Genomic DNA, 13,785 nt, shown 5'->3' with positions numbered 1-13,785 from the left:
CTCGCGACATGAGACGCCGCCCGTGCTGAAGACCCGCATCATTCCCTGCCTCGACGTGAAGGACGGGCGCGTCGTGAAGGGCGTGCGCTTCGAGGGCCTGCGCGACGCCGGCGACCCCGTCGAGGCCGCCAAGGTCTACGACGCGGCCGGCGCAGACGAGCTGTGCTTCCTCGACATCACCGCGAGCCGCGAGGCCCGCGGCACCCTGCTCGACATCGTCAGCCGGACCGCCGAGGCCTGCTTCATGCCGCTGACCGTCGGCGGCGGCGTGCGCACCGTCGAGGACGTGCGCGCGCTGCTGCTCGCCGGCGCCGACAAGGTCGCGATCAACACCGCCGCGGTGAAGGATCCCGACCTCGTGGCCCGGGCCGCCGAGAAGTTCGGCGCGCAGTGCATCGTGGTGGCGATCGACGCCAAGCGCGTCTCGCCCCCCGGCACGCCGGCCGCCTGGGAGATCTTCACCCACGGCGGCCGCGACCCGACCGGGATCGACGCCGTGGCCTTCGCGCGGCTGGTGGCCGAGAAGGGCGCCGGCGAGGTGCTCGTCACATCCATGGACAAGGACGGGACGCGCTCCGGCTACGATCTCGCCCTGACGCGGGCGATCAGCGATGCCGTAACCGTGCCGGTGATCGCCTCGGGCGGCGTCGGCGGCCTCGACGACCTCGTGGCCGGCGTGGCCGAGGGCGGCGCCAGCGCCGTCCTGGCGGCCTCCATCTTTCATTTCGGTCAGGCGAGCGTCGCCGAGGCGAAGGCGCACATGGCGGCGGCCGGCCTCGCCATGCGCCTCGACGTCCCGGCCTCTTCCTCGAGGGCGCCCCAGTGAGCAGCTACCTTCTGGCGAACGCCGACCTCCTCGATCCCGTGACCGGTCGCCAGACCGCCGGCGCGGTGCTGGTGAGGGACGGCCGCATCGCCGATATCGCCGCCGGCGCGGCGCCGGGCGCACCAACCGACGCGAAGCGCGTCGACTGCGCCGGCCGCGTGCTGACCCCCGGGCTGATCGACATGCGCGCCTTCGTGGGCGAGCCGGGGGCCGAGCACCGCGAGACCCTGGCCTCGGCGAGTGCCGCGGCGGCCGCGGGCGGCGTTACGACGCTCGTCTGCATGCCCGACACCAATCCGGTGATCGACGAGCCGGCCATCGTCGACTTCGTGCTCCGCCGCGCCCGCGACACGGCGAGCGTCAACGTCCTGCCGGCGGCCGCCATCACCAAGGGCCTGGCCGGCCGGGAGATGACCGAGTTCGGCCTGCTCAAGGAGGCCGGCGCGGTCGCGTTCACCGACGGGCTCAGGGCCGTGGCGAATGCCCAGGTTCTGCGCCGCGCCCTGACCTACGCCCGGGATTTCGACGCACTGATCGTGCAGCACGTGGAGGAATCCGCTCTCGTCGCCGAGGGCGTCATGAACGAGGGCGAGCTCGCCTCGCGCCTCGGGCTCATGGGCATCCCCCGCGAGGCCGAGACCGTGATGCTGGAGCGCGACATCCGCCTCGTGCGGCTGACCGGCGCCCGCTACCACGCGGCCATGATCTCCTGCGCCGATTCGGTGGAGATCGTCCGCCGCGCCAAGCAGGACGGCCTGCCGGTGACCTGCGGCGTCTCGGTGAACAACCTCGTCCTCAACGAGAACGACATCGGCCATTACCGCACCTTCTGCCGGCTCTCGCCGCCCCTGCGCCACGAGACCGACCGTCAGGCAGTGGTGCGCGCCCTCCACGAGGGCGTGATCGACGTCGTCGTGTCCGACCACAACCCGCAGGACGTGGAGACCAAGCGCCTGCCCTTCGCCGAGGCGGCGGACGGGGCGCTGGGCATCGAGACGCTGCTCGGCGCCGCCATGCGCCTCGTCCACACCGGCGACCTCGCACTGCCCAAGCTCGTCGCCGCGCTCACCGTGAATCCGGCGCGCATCCTCGGCCGCGAGGCCGGCCGGCTGGCGGTCGGCGCCCCCGCCGACCTCGTGCTGATCGATCCCGATCTCCCCTACGTCCTCGACAAGCGCCGGCTGAAGTCGCGCTCCAAGAACTCCCCCTTCGACGAGGCGCGCCTCCAGGGCGCGGCGGTGCTGACGCTGGTCGGTGGCCGGATCGTCCACGCGGTCGACGATCTCGCGGCCGCCGCATGATGCCCCCCGATCTCGCGACCCCGGCCGCCCTCGGCGGCCTCGCCCTCGGCTACGCCCTGGGCTCGATCCCGTTCGGGCTGATCCTCACGAAGTTCGCCGGCCTCGGCGACGTGCGGGCGATCGGCTCCGGCAATATCGGCGCCACCAACGTGCTCCGCACCGGCCGCAAGGGCCTCGCCGCGGCGACGCTCCTGGGCGACGCCCTCAAGGGCACGGCGGCCGTCCTCATCGCCCGGCAGCTGGGCGAGGGCCCGGCGCTCGCGGCCGGGCTCGGCGCCTTCCTCGGCCACCTCTTCCCGGTCTGGCTGGGCTTCAAGGGCGGCAAGGGCGTCGCGACCTTCATCGGGGTGCTCCTCGCCTTCAGCCCGCCCGCCCTCGCGGCGTTCGCGGCGATCTGGCTCGGTCTCGCCTTCGCGCTCAAGTACTCGTCGCTGGCGGCGCTCGCCGCCTCGGCGGCCACACCCCTCGTCCTCTGGGCGCTGGGCGCCCCGACGCAGGCGTTGCTGTTCCTGCTCCTCGGCCTGCTGCTATGGTGGAAGCACGCGCCAAACATCCGCCGACTCGCGTCCGGCACCGAGGGGCGCATCGGCCAGAAGGGCTGAGTGCCGGCGCGCCGCGCCGACCTTCGGGCAGGTGTGGGGGTGGTGGATGCAGCTCACCGAGGCCCAGCGGCTCGACTGGCTGCGGCTGATCCGGACCGAGGGCGTCGGCCCCCGCACCTTCCGGAGGCTCGTGAACCGTTTCGGCGGCGCGGCCGCCGCCCTCGACGCCCTGCCGGAGCTCACCGGCCGCCAGGGACGGCGGATCGTGCCACCCACCCGCGCTGAGGCCGAGGCCGAGCTGGCGGCCCTGACCCGCCTCGGCGGCCGGCTGATCGCCGCCGGCGAGGCGGAATACCCGCGGCTCCTGACGCAGGTCGACGCGGCGCCTCCGCTTCTGGCCCTGCGCGGCGCACCGATCCTCAATCGGCCCGCCGCCGCCCTCGTCGGCTCGCGGAACGCATCGTCGGCGGGGCTCGCCTTCACGGAGCGGCTCGCCAGCGGGCTCGGCGAGGCAGGCCTCACGGTGGTCTCGGGCCTCGCCCGCGGGATCGACGCGCGCGCCCACAGGGCGGGCCTCCGGACCGGCACGATCGCCGTCATGGCCGGCGGCCAGGACCGGATCTACCCGGCGAGCCACGCGACCCTGGTCGAGGCCATCCTGGCGGAGGGCGGCGCGGTCCTCGCGGAGATGCCGATGGGCTGGGAGCCCCGGGGGCGGGACTTCCCGAGGCGCAACCGGATCATCTCCGGGCTGTCCTACGGGACGGTGGTGGTGGAGGCCGCCCGCCGCTCCGGCTCGCTGATCACGGCGCGCTACGCCCTGGAGCAGAATCGGGAGGTCTTCGCGGTTCCCGGCTCGCCGCTCGACCCGCGCGCCGAGGGCACCAACGACCTGATCCGCCAGGGCGCCACCCTGGTCTCCGAGGTGGACCACGTGCTGGAGGTGCTGGGACCGATCATCGAGCGCGGCCCGGACGCCGAGGCGGCCCCGGCGCGCGGGCGGCCGGACCTGGCCGAGCAGCCGGATTTCTGGGACGAGATCGCGCTCGACGCGGCTCTCGACCCCGGACCGGAGCGAGCCGACGGCGCGTCCGCCGACAATCCCGCGCGCGACGAGCCGCCCGAGGCCGAGGATGACCGGGCGCGGATCGTGGCCCTGCTCGGCCCGAGCCCGGTCGGCACCGATGAGCTGGCGCGGAGCGCCGGGGTCGGTGCCCGGACCGTGCAGAGCGTGCTGCTGGAACTGGAGCTCGACGGACGGATCGAGCGCCACGGCAGCGGCACCGTCTCGCTGGTCAGCCGCTGAGGGAGTCCTCTTCGGGATCGTCGTCCGCATCGGCGTCCGCGAGGTTGCGCATGACGTCGAGACAGCCCTGGAGGATGTAGGCGGCGGCGAGCTTGTCCACGAGTTCGCCGCGCCGCGCCCGCGAGGCGTCGGCCTCGATCAGCGCGCGGGTGACCACGGCGGTCGAGAGGCGTTCGTCGAAGAAGACGTGGGGCAGGGGGAGGATCGGCGCGAGGTTACGCATGAAGGCGCGGGTCGACTGCACCCGCGGCCCTTCGCTCCCGTCCATGTTGAGCGGCAGCCCGACGACGAGTCCGCCGACCGCGTGCTGCCGGCACAGGGCGGCGAGCCGCTGCGCGTCGGGGGTGAACTTCACCCGGCGGATCGTCTCCAGCGGCGTCGCGATCTGGCGGCCGAGATCCGACAGGGCGAGGCCGATCGTCTTGGTGCCGAGATCGATGCCGATCAGGCGGGCGCCGCCGCGAGACTCGGCCGCGAAGGCGCGGATCGCGTCGAAATTCATGGTTCCGCCCGCGCGGCGCGCGCCAGAATGGCCTCGGTGACGCCCTCGAACCGGGCGGGGAGGGGCTCCGAGCCCGGTCCCAGGACCAGGGCCGCGGACGGCGCCGTGACCCGGGTGAAGAAGTCGTCGAGGCTATCGCCGCCGAACCGCACCGTCTCCAGGTCAGGCGCCAGCAGCCAGACGTCGTACTCGCCGTCGGTCCCGGTGACGTCCCAGAACAGGAAGCTGCCGTCCTCGCCCGCGCCGAAGAAGCAGGCGCGCTCGACGACGCCGGCGTCGCCGCCCTCGACGTCGAAGCGGTGCGGCTCCGCCCCGTCCTCCAGCATGGCGACCGCGGCGCCGACGCTGTGGGCGATGAGGGCCGCTTGGCTCACCAGATCGCAGGCCTCGAACGGTGCCGGCACGGCGACGCGGAACTGCCCGCCCGCGAGGCCGACGCCGCAGGTCCGGCAAAAGTCGCGGTAGGAGGCCGGAAGGGCGAAGCCCAGCGCCTCTGCTGCACGGTCGAGGGCCGCCTCGTCCGGCACGAAGCCCGGCGCGAGCTCCTCGAAGACCGTCTTCCACATCGCTCCCGCTCCACCGTCCACAGACTTCGGTTCCTCCGCAGATCGCCCCCGGTGCGCGCGGAGCCGTTCGCGTCTAGGTAGGTTAATGTTCCGTTAAACCACGCTGTAGGGGTCCGCCTTGTCGACGAACGGCCAGCTCTCCTCTTCCGCTCCGTCCGGCCGCCGGCGGGCGATGCCGCGCAAGCACCGCTGGATGCTGCTCCTCGCCTTTGAGGTGCTGGTCGCGGGCTTCACCCAAGCCATGATCCAGCCGGTCCGGCAACCGGGAATCACGATCGAGATGTCGGTGACGCCCCACCACGTCGTGACCTGATCCGCCCGTCGCCCGCCCGCGCCGAGCGCGCGGTCAGCCGGGTCCAGCGCGGCCGGCCGCCCTACGGGCGGCGCGGCATAGCCCACCCGCGTTGCGGTGCGTCGAGCGCCGATGCTATAGCGCGACCGACTTCGGGAGAGCGCTCCCGGGCAGGGACGAACGAGACGGCATGTCGGTCGACGAGAAGACGGTTCGGCGCATCGCGCATCTGGCGCGGATCGCGGTCACCGACGACGAAGTCGGGCCCCTGCAGGGCGAGCTGAACGCCATCCTGTCCTTCGTCGAGCAGCTCGGCACGGTCGACGTCGCGGGCGTCGAGCCGATGACCTCGGTGACGCCGATGGCGATGAAGAAGCGCGAGGACGTCGTCACGGAGGGCGGCCGCGCCGCCGACGTCGTCGCCAACGCACCCGAGACCGAGGACAATTACTTCCTGGTCCCGAAGGTGGTCGAGTAGGCCGAGGACGGCCCGGACCTTGCGGACCGGATTTCTGGCGGGCAGGCGCGCGGCGGCGCGCGCGGGGACGTGAACAGCGTGGATCCGAACGAACTTACCCTGGCCGAAGCGCGCGACGCCCTGAAGGCGAAGCGGATCTCGGCCCGCGAGCTGACCCAGGCCCATCTGGACGCCATGGCCAAGGCCCGCGTCCTGAACGCGTATATCCGGGAGACCCCGGACCGCGCCCTGGCGATGGCCGAGGCCTCGGACCAGAAGATCGCGTCCGGCGAGGCGCGGCCGCTCGAGGGCATCCCCCTCGGCATCAAGGACCTGTTCTGCACGCACGGCGTGACGACCACGGCGGGCTCCAAGATCCTCGAGACCTTCGAGCCGCACTACGAATCGGCCGTGTCGGCCAATCTGTGGCGCGACGGCGCCGTGATGCTCGGCAAGCTGAACCTCGACGAGTTCGCCATGGGCTCGTCGAACGAGACCAGCGCCTACGGCAACGTGGTCTCGCCCTGGCGGCGCGCCGGATCAGACGCGCCGATCGTGCCCGGCGGCTCGTCGGGCGGCTCCGCCGCGGCGGTCGCCGCGCGCCTCTGCCTCGGCGCCACCGCGACCGATACCGGCGGCTCCATCCGGCAGCCCGCCGCCTTCACCGGCACGGTGGGGATCAAGCCGACCTACGGGCGCTGCTCGCGCTGGGGCACGGTGGCCTTCGCCTCCTCCCTCGATCAGGCCGGCCCGATCGCCCGGACGGTGCGCGATTGCGCCATCCTGCTCGGCTCCATGGCGGGCGCCGACGCCCGGGACACGACCTGCGCCGACCTCGCGGTGCCCGATTTCGAGGCCGCCGTGTCGCGCGGCGTGAAGGGCCTGACCATCGGCATCCCGAAGGAGTACCGGGTCGACGGGATGCCCGCGGAGATCCAGAAGCTCTGGGACGAGGGCGCGGCGTGGCTCAAGGCCGCCGGCGCGACGATCCGGGAGATCTCGCTGCCGCACACCGCCTACGCGCTGCCGGCCTACTACATCGTGGCCCCGGCCGAGGCCTCCTCGAACCTCGCCCGCTACGACGGCGTCCGCTACGGCCTGCGCGTGCCCGGCAAGGACATCGCCGGGATGTACGAGAACACCCGCGCCGCCGGCTTCGGCCGCGAGGTGAAGCGCCGGATCATGATCGGCACCTACGTGCTCTCGGCCGGATACTACGATGCCTACTACGTCCGCGCGCAGAAGATCCGCACGCTGATCAAGCGCGACTTCGAGGCCGCCTACGCGGCCGGGGTCGACGCGATCCTGACGCCGGCGACGCCGTCGGCCGCCTTCGGCATCGGCGAGAAGGCCTCGGCCGACCCGGTGGAGATGTACCTCAACGACGTGTTCACCGTGACGGTGAACATGGCCGGGCTGCCGGGCATCGCGGTGCCGGCGGGTCTCGACGGGCAGGGCCTCCCGCTTGGCCTCCAGCTCATCGGCCGGCCCTTCGACGAGGAGACGCTGTTCGCGGTCGCCCAGGTGATCGAGGACGCGGCCGGTCGCACCGTCCTGCCCGAGCCGTGGTGGTCATGACCGTCCCGTACTATCCCTGGACGGTCTGGATCTGGGCCGCTTTCGATCCGGCGCTGATCGTGGTGGCGGTCTATCTCGGCTGGACCGCCAGCCAGTTCGGCAAGGTCTTCATCGCGGCGATCGCGGCGCTCGGCTTCTCGGTGCTGTTCTCCTACGCGGTCAGCGCGGCCGGCATCCCGTGGCCGGCGCCGATCACCCGCGACGGCCCGACCTTCTTCCCGGTCCGCGCCGTCGCGGCCCTGCTCTGGGCCGTCGTGGGCTACGGCGCCCGGCAGGCGGTCGGACGCCGCGCTTGACCCTGCGGGCAGGGGCCTCCTAGAAAATCTCTCGCTCGACGCATGCGGCGCCTCCGCCGTCTCTGCGAGCGCAGCGAAGCGATCCGGCGGTGCAACGCCCGGAAGCCTCGCGCTTCCCTGGATCGCTTCGCTGCGCTCGCGAAGACGGCGACGCCTCGAACGCCAGCCGCCTTTCGGACCGACCATGAACGCACCCGTCGACCCCAAGAAGCTGATCAAGGGCGGCCTCCACGACTGGGAGGTGATCGTCGGCATGGAGATCCACGCCCAGGTGTCCAGCCGGGCGAAGCTGTTCTCCGGCGCCTCGACGGAGTTCGGGGCCGAGCCGAACGACCACGTCTCGCTGGTCGACGCCGCGATGCCCGGGATGCTGCCGGTGATCAACGCCGAGTGCGTCGCCCAGGCGGTGCGCACCGGCCTCGGCCTGAAGGCCAAGATCAACCTGCGCTCCGTGTTTGACCGGAAGAACTACTTCTACCCGGACCTGCCGCAGGGCTACCAGATCTCGCAGTACAAGGACCCGATCGTCGGCGAGGGCGAGGTCCTGGTGGACCTTGCCGACGGCGCGTCCATCACCGTGGGCATCGAGCGCCTGCACCTCGAGCAGGATGCCGGCAAGTCGCTGCACGACCAGGATCCGACCCGGAGCTTCGTCGACCTCAACCGGTCGGGCGTGGCGCTGATGGAGATCGTCTCCCGGCCCGACCTGCGCTCCTCCGAGGAGGCGAAGGCCTACGTGACCAAGCTGCGCACGATCCTGCGCTACCTCGGCACCTGCGACGGCGACATGGAGAAGGGCTCGCTCCGCGCCGACGTGAACGTCTCGGTGCGTCGCCCCGGCGAGCCGCTGGGCACCCGCTGCGAGATCAAGAACGTCAACTCGATCCGCTTCATCGGGCAGGCGATCGAGACGGAGGCGCGGCGCCAGATCGCCATCCTCGAGGACGGCGGCAAGATCGACCAAGAGACGCGCCTGTTCGACCCGACCAAGGGCGAGACGCGCTCGATGCGCTCGAAGGAAGAGGCGCACGACTACCGCTACTTCCCCGATCCGGACCTGCTGCCGCTGGAATTCGACCAGGCCTACGTCGACGCCCTGGCCGAGGGGCTGCCCGAGCTGCCGGACGCCAAGAAGGCGCGGTTCGTCTCGGCGTTCGGCCTCTCGCCCTACGATGCCGGCGTGCTGGTCGCCGAGCGCGCCTCCGCGGACTATTACGAGGCGGTGGCGAAGGGCCGGGACGGCAAGGCCGCGGCCAACTGGGTGATCAACGAGCTGTTCGGGCGCCTCAACAAGGAGGGGCTGTCCATCGACGCGACCCCGGTCTCGGCGGACCAGCTCGGGGCGATCATCGACCTGATCGGCGAGGGCATCATCTCCGGCAAGATCGCCAAGGACCTGTTCGAGATCGTCTGGACCGAGGGCGGCGACCCGCGCGCCGTCGTCGAGAGCCGCGGCATGAAGCAGGTGACCGACACGGGCGCCATCGAGGCGGCGGTGGACCAGATCATCGCGGCGAATCCCGACAAGGTCGCCCAGGCCAAAGAGAAGCCGACCCTGCTCGGCTGGTTCGTCGGCCAGACCATGAAGGCCACCGGCGGCAAGGCGAACCCCGCGGCGGTGAACGCGCTGCTCAAGGCGAAGCTCGGGATCGAGTGAGCCTTCCGCGGCGAGCGGCCAGTCCGCGCCCGGCCTCAGGATGAGTGCCGGGATCGGATGGCCGTCGCTTCGACGTCGCCGGCCAGTCCCATGCTCGCCAAAGCCACGACGAGATCCCGCCGCGGCGATGCCGGGCAGGTGGGCCACGAACAGATCCTCGAAGAGAAACCGCGGCGGAACGGCTCGAAGTGGGGCCTTTCGCGCATTCGAAGGCGTGCCATGCGTGGCCGCTTCTGCGCCCCTGGAGCCGCGTCCGTCCGGCTGTTCGTGTTGTGCCGCTAAGTCTCGGGCCGAACCTGTCCCTGAACCGTCTAGGCGGCATTCCGCTGCGGTGGAGTCATCCCTGTCTCCTCCAGCTTCCGACGACCGACACCGCTGCGAAACCTGATCGCGTCAAGATTTCGTGCCGATCCGTGCCCGCTCTCGCTAAGCACAGACGGAGACTGCGCCCGTCCTCCAAGTCGGTCAATAGCTATTTTCTCGGCAAAAGGCTTTTTCGATCCACTTGCCCCCGCCGCCGCACCGCAGCGCGTGCGAGCCCAATCACTTGGATCGATCCCGCGGCGCTGCGAAATATTGATTGGCCCGCAAGCTACTTGCCGGCGCCCATATTGTTCTCGACCAGAAAGCGGATGCCGCGGTCGAAGGACTCATCCGTGTCGCCGCGCAGGTCCACGCTGTAGGCCTTCTCGGGCGCGTCGCCGGTGAGGGACTTCACGTAGACATTGAGGTTGAGGATCAGGTTCGAGACCTTCTGCACCTCGCCGGTGATCGCGACATCCGCGCCGAGCTTGCGGGCGAAGTCATCCGCGCAGCCATTGCAGCGGCGCAGGTCGGTACTTCTGGCCACCTCGTCCCGCACCGGCTCGGTCGAGACCACGACGTACAGGCCCTTCTTCTGGAGGAGGTCGCGCAGTTCGGCGCTGACCCGCTTCAGCCGCGCGGTGTCGGCGGCGTCACCCGGCACCGGCGATAGGTTCGAGAAATGGAAATCAGATACCGCAGCCCGCGGGGGCGCGGCTGCGGCCGGTCCCGCGGCCAGCAGGACGGTGGCGAGTGCGAGCAGTCGGTTCATCGTGATCTCCGGCGCGGATGCGTGTCCGGGAAACCGCGCCCCCGCCAACCGGGTCGCGTCCGCGCGGCGATTCAGCGCCGGTCGGCCTCCCGGGTGGGGCTGGCCGCCGGCTTTGCCAGGCCAGAGACGCGGTCGCGCAGGTCCATGAACCAGCTCGGTGCCGGGCCGCGGCCGCCGTTGACGAACACCGTCGCGGTCATGCCGGCGATGAGCGGGACGCCCGCTGGGACGTGGTCGATTCGGATGCGGACCGGCACCCGCTGGGCGAGGCGCACCCAGGTGTAGACGGGGTTGACGTCCGGCAGCCCCTGCGTGCTGGCGGCGGCGTTCGCCGTGGAGATGCCGAGCGTGATGCTGTGGACCGTGCCGGTCAGGTGCGGATCGAAGCCCATCAGCTTCACGTCGGCGGGGTCGCCGACGCGGATGTTGGACATCTTGGTCTCCTCGAAATAGCCGTCGATCCAGAAGGAGTCGGTGTCGACCACGTTGATGTTCGAGGTGCCGGTCCGGGCGTAGTCGCCGACCCGCATCAGCAGGTTGGTCACCCGTCCGTTCACGGTCGACCTCACCTGGGTGCGCTCCAGATTCACCTTGGCCTGCCGCAGCTGCGCCTGCGCGCTCTCCAGCGACGCTTCGGCGATCTTCGCGGCGCCTGCGAAGCGCTGCTTCTCCTCGATCGAGGTCGACACGGTCGAGAGCGCTTGGCGCCGGGCCGACTCGGCGTTCTTCACCTGCAGATCGGCTTCGCGATTCTTCACCTCGGCATCCGCCGAGGTGACGGCGACCTCGAAATCGACCGGGTCGATGACGTAGAGGACGTCGCCCTTGCGAACGTTCTGATTGTCCTGGACCCGGACCTCGACGATCTGACCAGCGACCTGCGGGGCGATGTTGGCGACCTGGACCCGGACCGTGCCGTCGCGCGTCCAGGGCGCCGCCACGTAGAATTCCCACACGAAGGCTCCCGCCAGGATCGCCGCGAGCAGGATCACGCCGGTGGCCGCGAGGCGGAACACCTTGGCGGTGCGGCCCCGGCGCGGCACTGCGGGCAGCGGGTCGCTCCGCCCGGGCGCGCCGTCGCGGGCGGCGGACTTCGGATCGTCCTCGTCGGCGGTCGTGTCGGGCATCAGATGAACGCGATCAGGAGGGCGAGGACACAGACGTAGAGGCCGGCTTCGGCGAGCGGGGCGTTGGCGACATAGCGGCTGAAGCGGATGCGGGCGAAGACGAGGCGAAGGACGACCAGGATCACGAACGCGGCGAGCGCGTAAGCGACGAAGGCCGTGACCAGCACCCCGCCGACATGGATGTCCTCGTGCATGGTTACCCCGGAAGAAGCGGCAATCAGAATAGCGCGATGTCGAGGCGTTGGAGGAATCGCCTGTGGCGGGCGATGGTTCGCGACGCGGTGACGAGGTCGCTGGCGGCACGGGCCGTCGTGAGCCGCACCGCCCGGTCCTGGCTGGAGGCGGCGCGAATCAGGTCGCGTGCCGCCATCTCGAGCCCGCGATCGTCGCCCGCCGCGAGGGCGTCCCGCGCCCGCGGGATCGCGCCGCGCAGGGCTCCGACCGACCAGAGGCGGCGCAGTTCCGCGTGAGCCCGGGCGGCGGCGGCCTCCAGGCGGGCGAGGGCGAAGGCGTGGTGCAGGTTCGCTTGCCGCACCGCGGCGCTCCCCGAGCTGTAGGCGGCGAACTGGAACAGCCGGTCGGCATTCAGGCTCGTGCGGGTGGTGGCGTCGCCCCCCTGGCCGACGAGGGCGTCGGCGAGCGCCCGCCGCGCCGAACCGAGGGCGAAGACCCGCTGCTGGGCCGGCGAGATCGGCAGGATGAGGCGGACGATGATCGACAGGATCACGGCCGCCACGACGACGAGGAACGCGTTCAGCAGGAAGCTCAGGGCGTCGTAGGTCTGCGGGTTCGAGGGCCCCAGCAGGACGGGGAAGAACACGATCAGGATGAAGCCGACCCCGAAGGTCTTCGGGTTCAGCGAGAGGAAGCAGCCCAGAAAGATCACCGGCGCCATCACGAGCGCCAGCATCGGGAAGCCCTGGACGCCGTTGAGGAGCGCGAACCGGGCGATGCCCGCCAGGGCGGCGGCCAGCGTCATGCCGACGACGACGCCGTTCGCGAACTTCTTCGGGTCCGGCGTCATCGACGACAGTGCCGCGGTGGCGGCCACCTGGACCAGTGCGAACGAGGCCTGGGGCAGGCCGAGCGCCGCGAAGGTGGCGGCGGTGACCGCGAAACTCAGGGCCACCCGCAGGGCGCCGCGGAGGGCGACCGGGAAGTCGCGGTGCGTCGGCAGTTCGGCGTCGCGCAGGGGCCTGTGGCCGTCGGCGACGGCGCGGATGCCGTCCTGCGCGAAGGTCGCGGCGCAGACGAAGTCGAGGGCGCGCTGGAGCACCACAACCTCGTCGAGGGGACGGGTCCCGTCGCGGATGGCCGCGTCGACCAAGTCGCGCAGGCGCTCGTCGTCGCGGTCCAGGGCGTCGGGATCGGGCGCGTCGGCCACCCGCCGGCAGATCGCCATCGCCTCCGCGACGGCCGGGCTCGGATCGCGCAGGGACGCGGCCGCGGCCCCGAGGCCGCGGATCGACGCCGCCATCACGTAGAGCGCGGCGATGCAGCTGCGCGCGCCGGCCGCGCGGTACCGGCCGTCGTCCAGCTCGCCCGCGATGGCGCTGGCATCGGCCCGCATCGGCGCGATGGTGCGGATCAGCGCGGCGGTGCGCGGGGCGCCGAGATCCCCCGACACCAGAGTCTCGCGGGCGTAGCCGCGCGTCTGGTCCCAGGCCGCGCGCAGCTGCGGCAGCAGCGCCCGCCACGTGCTCGGCGAGGCGAGGGCGTCGTTGATGAAGGTGATCACGACGATGCCGAGCACGATCGCGGCGACGCGGGACACGGCGGCGTCGAAGGTCCCCTGCGGATCGTCGATCTGGCCGAGCGCGATGATGGCCACGGTGTAGCCGGACAGCATCGCGCCGTAGGCCCGCGTGTCCTGCAGAAACTGGGCGACGAAGACGCAGAGGCCGAGCCAGACGGTGAAGCTGAGGAGCAGCAGCACCCGGTCCTGGCCGAAGAGCGCCATGAAGACGAGCGCCACCGCCGCGCCGACGAGCGTGCCGAGCAGGCGGTAGACCGCCTTCGAGATCGCCTGCCCCCGCTTGGGCTGGGCGAGGATCGCCACGCAGGTGGCGGCGGACGAGGCGCTGTCGAGCTGGAGCCAGAATGCGGCGGCCAGCGCCAGCATCATGGCGATCCAGATCCGCAGCGCGAAGGCCCAGGCGGCCGGCTTCGGCACCCAGGCATCGAGGAACGCCAGGACGCGGTCGCCGAGCGGTTCGGGGCGGCGATCCGCGACGGAGCCGGCGGGGGCCTCAGCCATGCT

15 protein-coding genes are annotated in these 13,785 nt (G+C 71.6%); 9 read left to right on the top strand and 6 right to left on the bottom strand.

Annotation, left to right across the window (positions count from 1 at the left end; all coding sequences use genetic code 11):
• The first annotated feature begins 22 nt into the window (after positions 1 to 22).
• Genes hisF through dprA form a run of 4 tightly spaced genes read left to right on the top strand, consistent with a single transcriptional unit; the run spans position 23 to position 3,975 of the window.
• Entirely contained in the window at positions 23 to 826 is an 804-nt protein-coding gene (gene hisF / locus ACLBX8_RS01855) for an imidazole glycerol phosphate synthase subunit HisF (RefSeq protein ID WP_447714530.1), read from the top strand.
• The gene (locus tag ACLBX8_RS01850) at positions 823 to 2,127 is read left to right on the top strand and encodes a dihydroorotase (RefSeq protein WP_447697725.1); all 1,305 of its coding nucleotides are present in this window, start codon (positions 823 to 825) and stop codon (positions 2,125 to 2,127) included. Before hisF ends, ACLBX8_RS01850 begins: the two co-directional genes overlap by 4 nt.
• Positions 2,127 to 2,729, top strand: a complete 603-nt coding sequence (plsY, locus tag ACLBX8_RS01845; protein WP_244534981.1) for a glycerol-3-phosphate 1-O-acyltransferase PlsY — start codon at positions 2,127 to 2,129, stop codon at positions 2,727 to 2,729. Before ACLBX8_RS01850 ends, plsY begins: the two co-directional genes overlap by 1 nt.
• A gap of 46 nt (positions 2,730 to 2,775) precedes the next feature.
• Positions 2,776 to 3,975: a DNA-processing protein DprA gene (gene dprA, locus ACLBX8_RS01840; protein WP_447697724.1), complete on the top strand. Its 1,200-nt coding sequence runs from the start codon at positions 2,776 to 2,778 to the stop codon at positions 3,973 to 3,975.
• Here dprA and ruvX read toward each other — a convergent pair.
• Positions 3,965 to 4,477, bottom strand: coding sequence for a Holliday junction resolvase RuvX (gene ruvX, locus ACLBX8_RS01835; RefSeq protein ID WP_020091786.1), 513 nt, complete (start codon positions 4,475 to 4,477; stop codon positions 3,965 to 3,967). The two genes, dprA and ruvX, sit on opposite strands and share 11 nt — an antisense overlap.
• Entirely contained in the window at positions 4,474 to 5,043 is a 570-nt protein-coding gene (locus ACLBX8_RS01830) for an SMI1/KNR4 family protein (RefSeq protein ID WP_447697723.1), read from the bottom strand. The genes ruvX and ACLBX8_RS01830 overlap by 4 nt, the downstream gene beginning before the upstream one ends.
• A gap of 172 nt (positions 5,044 to 5,215) precedes the next feature.
• Here ACLBX8_RS01830 and ACLBX8_RS01825 point away from each other — a divergent pair, with 172 nt between their 5' ends.
• The 5 genes from ACLBX8_RS01825 to gatB all read left to right on the top strand — a co-directional run bounded on the left by ACLBX8_RS01825 (position 5,216) and on the right by gatB (position 9,323).
• Complete coding sequence (locus ACLBX8_RS01825; protein WP_012317484.1) at positions 5,216 to 5,356, top strand: hypothetical protein; 141 nt, start codon at positions 5,216 to 5,218, stop codon at positions 5,354 to 5,356.
• 169 nt (positions 5,357 to 5,525) lie between these two features.
• Positions 5,526 to 5,813 carry an Asp-tRNA(Asn)/Glu-tRNA(Gln) amidotransferase subunit GatC gene (gene gatC / locus ACLBX8_RS01820; protein WP_020091789.1) on the top strand — a complete coding sequence of 96 codons (288 nt, stop codon included), beginning with the start codon at positions 5,526 to 5,528 and terminating at the stop codon, positions 5,811 to 5,813.
• Positions 5,814 to 5,891: 78 nt separating this feature from the next.
• Positions 5,892 to 7,370, top strand: a complete 1,479-nt coding sequence (gene gatA / locus ACLBX8_RS01815) for an Asp-tRNA(Asn)/Glu-tRNA(Gln) amidotransferase subunit GatA (RefSeq protein ID WP_020091790.1) — start codon at positions 5,892 to 5,894, stop codon at positions 7,368 to 7,370.
• The gene (locus ACLBX8_RS01810) at positions 7,367 to 7,666 is read left to right on the top strand and encodes a hypothetical protein (RefSeq protein ID WP_020091791.1); all 300 of its coding nucleotides are present in this window, start codon (positions 7,367 to 7,369) and stop codon (positions 7,664 to 7,666) included. Before gatA ends, ACLBX8_RS01810 begins: the two co-directional genes overlap by 4 nt.
• A 184-nt stretch (positions 7,667 to 7,850) precedes the next feature.
• Positions 7,851 to 9,323, top strand: a complete 1,473-nt coding sequence (gatB, locus tag ACLBX8_RS01805; protein WP_447697722.1) for an Asp-tRNA(Asn)/Glu-tRNA(Gln) amidotransferase subunit GatB — start codon at positions 7,851 to 7,853, stop codon at positions 9,321 to 9,323.
• Between the two features lie 592 nt (positions 9,324 to 9,915).
• On the opposite strand, the gene ACLBX8_RS01800 is transcribed toward gatB, so the two are convergent.
• The 4 genes from ACLBX8_RS01800 to ACLBX8_RS01785 form a co-directional block, all read right to left on the bottom strand.
• On the bottom strand, positions 9,916 to 10,398 hold the full coding sequence (locus ACLBX8_RS01800) for a DUF3280 domain-containing protein (protein ID WP_447697721.1): 483 nt from the start codon (positions 10,396 to 10,398) through the stop codon (positions 9,916 to 9,918).
• Positions 10,399 to 10,469: 71 nt separating this feature from the next.
• On the bottom strand, positions 10,470 to 11,525 hold the full coding sequence (locus ACLBX8_RS01795; RefSeq protein ID WP_447697720.1) for an efflux RND transporter periplasmic adaptor subunit: 1,056 nt from the start codon (positions 11,523 to 11,525) through the stop codon (positions 10,470 to 10,472).
• The gene (locus ACLBX8_RS01790; protein WP_020091795.1) at positions 11,525 to 11,719 is read right to left on the bottom strand and encodes a DUF1656 domain-containing protein; all 195 of its coding nucleotides are present in this window, start codon (positions 11,717 to 11,719) and stop codon (positions 11,525 to 11,527) included. The genes ACLBX8_RS01795 and ACLBX8_RS01790 overlap by 1 nt, the downstream gene beginning before the upstream one ends.
• Positions 11,720 to 11,742: 23 nt before the next feature.
• The gene (locus ACLBX8_RS01785; RefSeq protein WP_447697719.1) at positions 11,743 to 13,782 is read right to left on the bottom strand and encodes an FUSC family protein; all 2,040 of its coding nucleotides are present in this window, start codon (positions 13,780 to 13,782) and stop codon (positions 11,743 to 11,745) included.
• Positions 13,783 to 13,785: the final 3 nt, after the last annotated feature.

The organism is Methylobacterium sp. D48H (assembly GCF_053345715.1).
This window is presented reverse-complemented; position numbering and strand designations above follow the sequence as displayed.

What these genes read in the sequence shown, in the direction of transcription:
- plsY (WP_244534981.1), top strand. Translation starts at nt 2,127, where the DNA reads ATGCCCCCCGATCTCGCGACCCCGGCCGCCCTCGGCGGCCTCGCCCTC.
- dprA (WP_447697724.1), top strand. Translation starts at nt 2,776, where the DNA reads ATGCAGCTCACCGAGGCCCAGCGGCTCGACTGGCTGCGGCTGATCCGG.
- ruvX (WP_020091786.1), bottom strand. Translation starts at nt 4,477, where the DNA reads ATGAATTTCGACGCGATCCGCGCCTTCGCGGCCGAGTCTCGCGGCGGC.
- ACLBX8_RS01830 (WP_447697723.1), bottom strand. Translation starts at nt 5,043, where the DNA reads ATGTGGAAGACGGTCTTCGAGGAGCTCGCGCCGGGCTTCGTGCCGGAC.
- ACLBX8_RS01825 (WP_012317484.1), top strand. Translation starts at nt 5,216, where the DNA reads ATGCCGCGCAAGCACCGCTGGATGCTGCTCCTCGCCTTTGAGGTGCTG.
- gatC (WP_020091789.1), top strand. Translation starts at nt 5,526, where the DNA reads ATGTCGGTCGACGAGAAGACGGTTCGGCGCATCGCGCATCTGGCGCGG.
- ACLBX8_RS01810 (WP_020091791.1), top strand. Translation starts at nt 7,367, where the DNA reads ATGACCGTCCCGTACTATCCCTGGACGGTCTGGATCTGGGCCGCTTTC.
- gatB (WP_447697722.1), top strand. Translation starts at nt 7,851, where the DNA reads ATGAACGCACCCGTCGACCCCAAGAAGCTGATCAAGGGCGGCCTCCAC.
- ACLBX8_RS01800 (WP_447697721.1), bottom strand. Translation starts at nt 10,398, where the DNA reads ATGAACCGACTGCTCGCACTCGCCACCGTCCTGCTGGCCGCGGGACCG.
- ACLBX8_RS01795 (WP_447697720.1), bottom strand. Translation starts at nt 11,525, where the DNA reads ATGCCCGACACGACCGCCGACGAGGACGATCCGAAGTCCGCCGCCCGC.
- ACLBX8_RS01790 (WP_020091795.1), bottom strand. Translation starts at nt 11,719, where the DNA reads ATGCACGAGGACATCCATGTCGGCGGGGTGCTGGTCACGGCCTTCGTC.
- ACLBX8_RS01785 (WP_447697719.1), bottom strand. Translation starts at nt 13,782, where the DNA reads ATGGCTGAGGCCCCCGCCGGCTCCGTCGCGGATCGCCGCCCCGAACCG.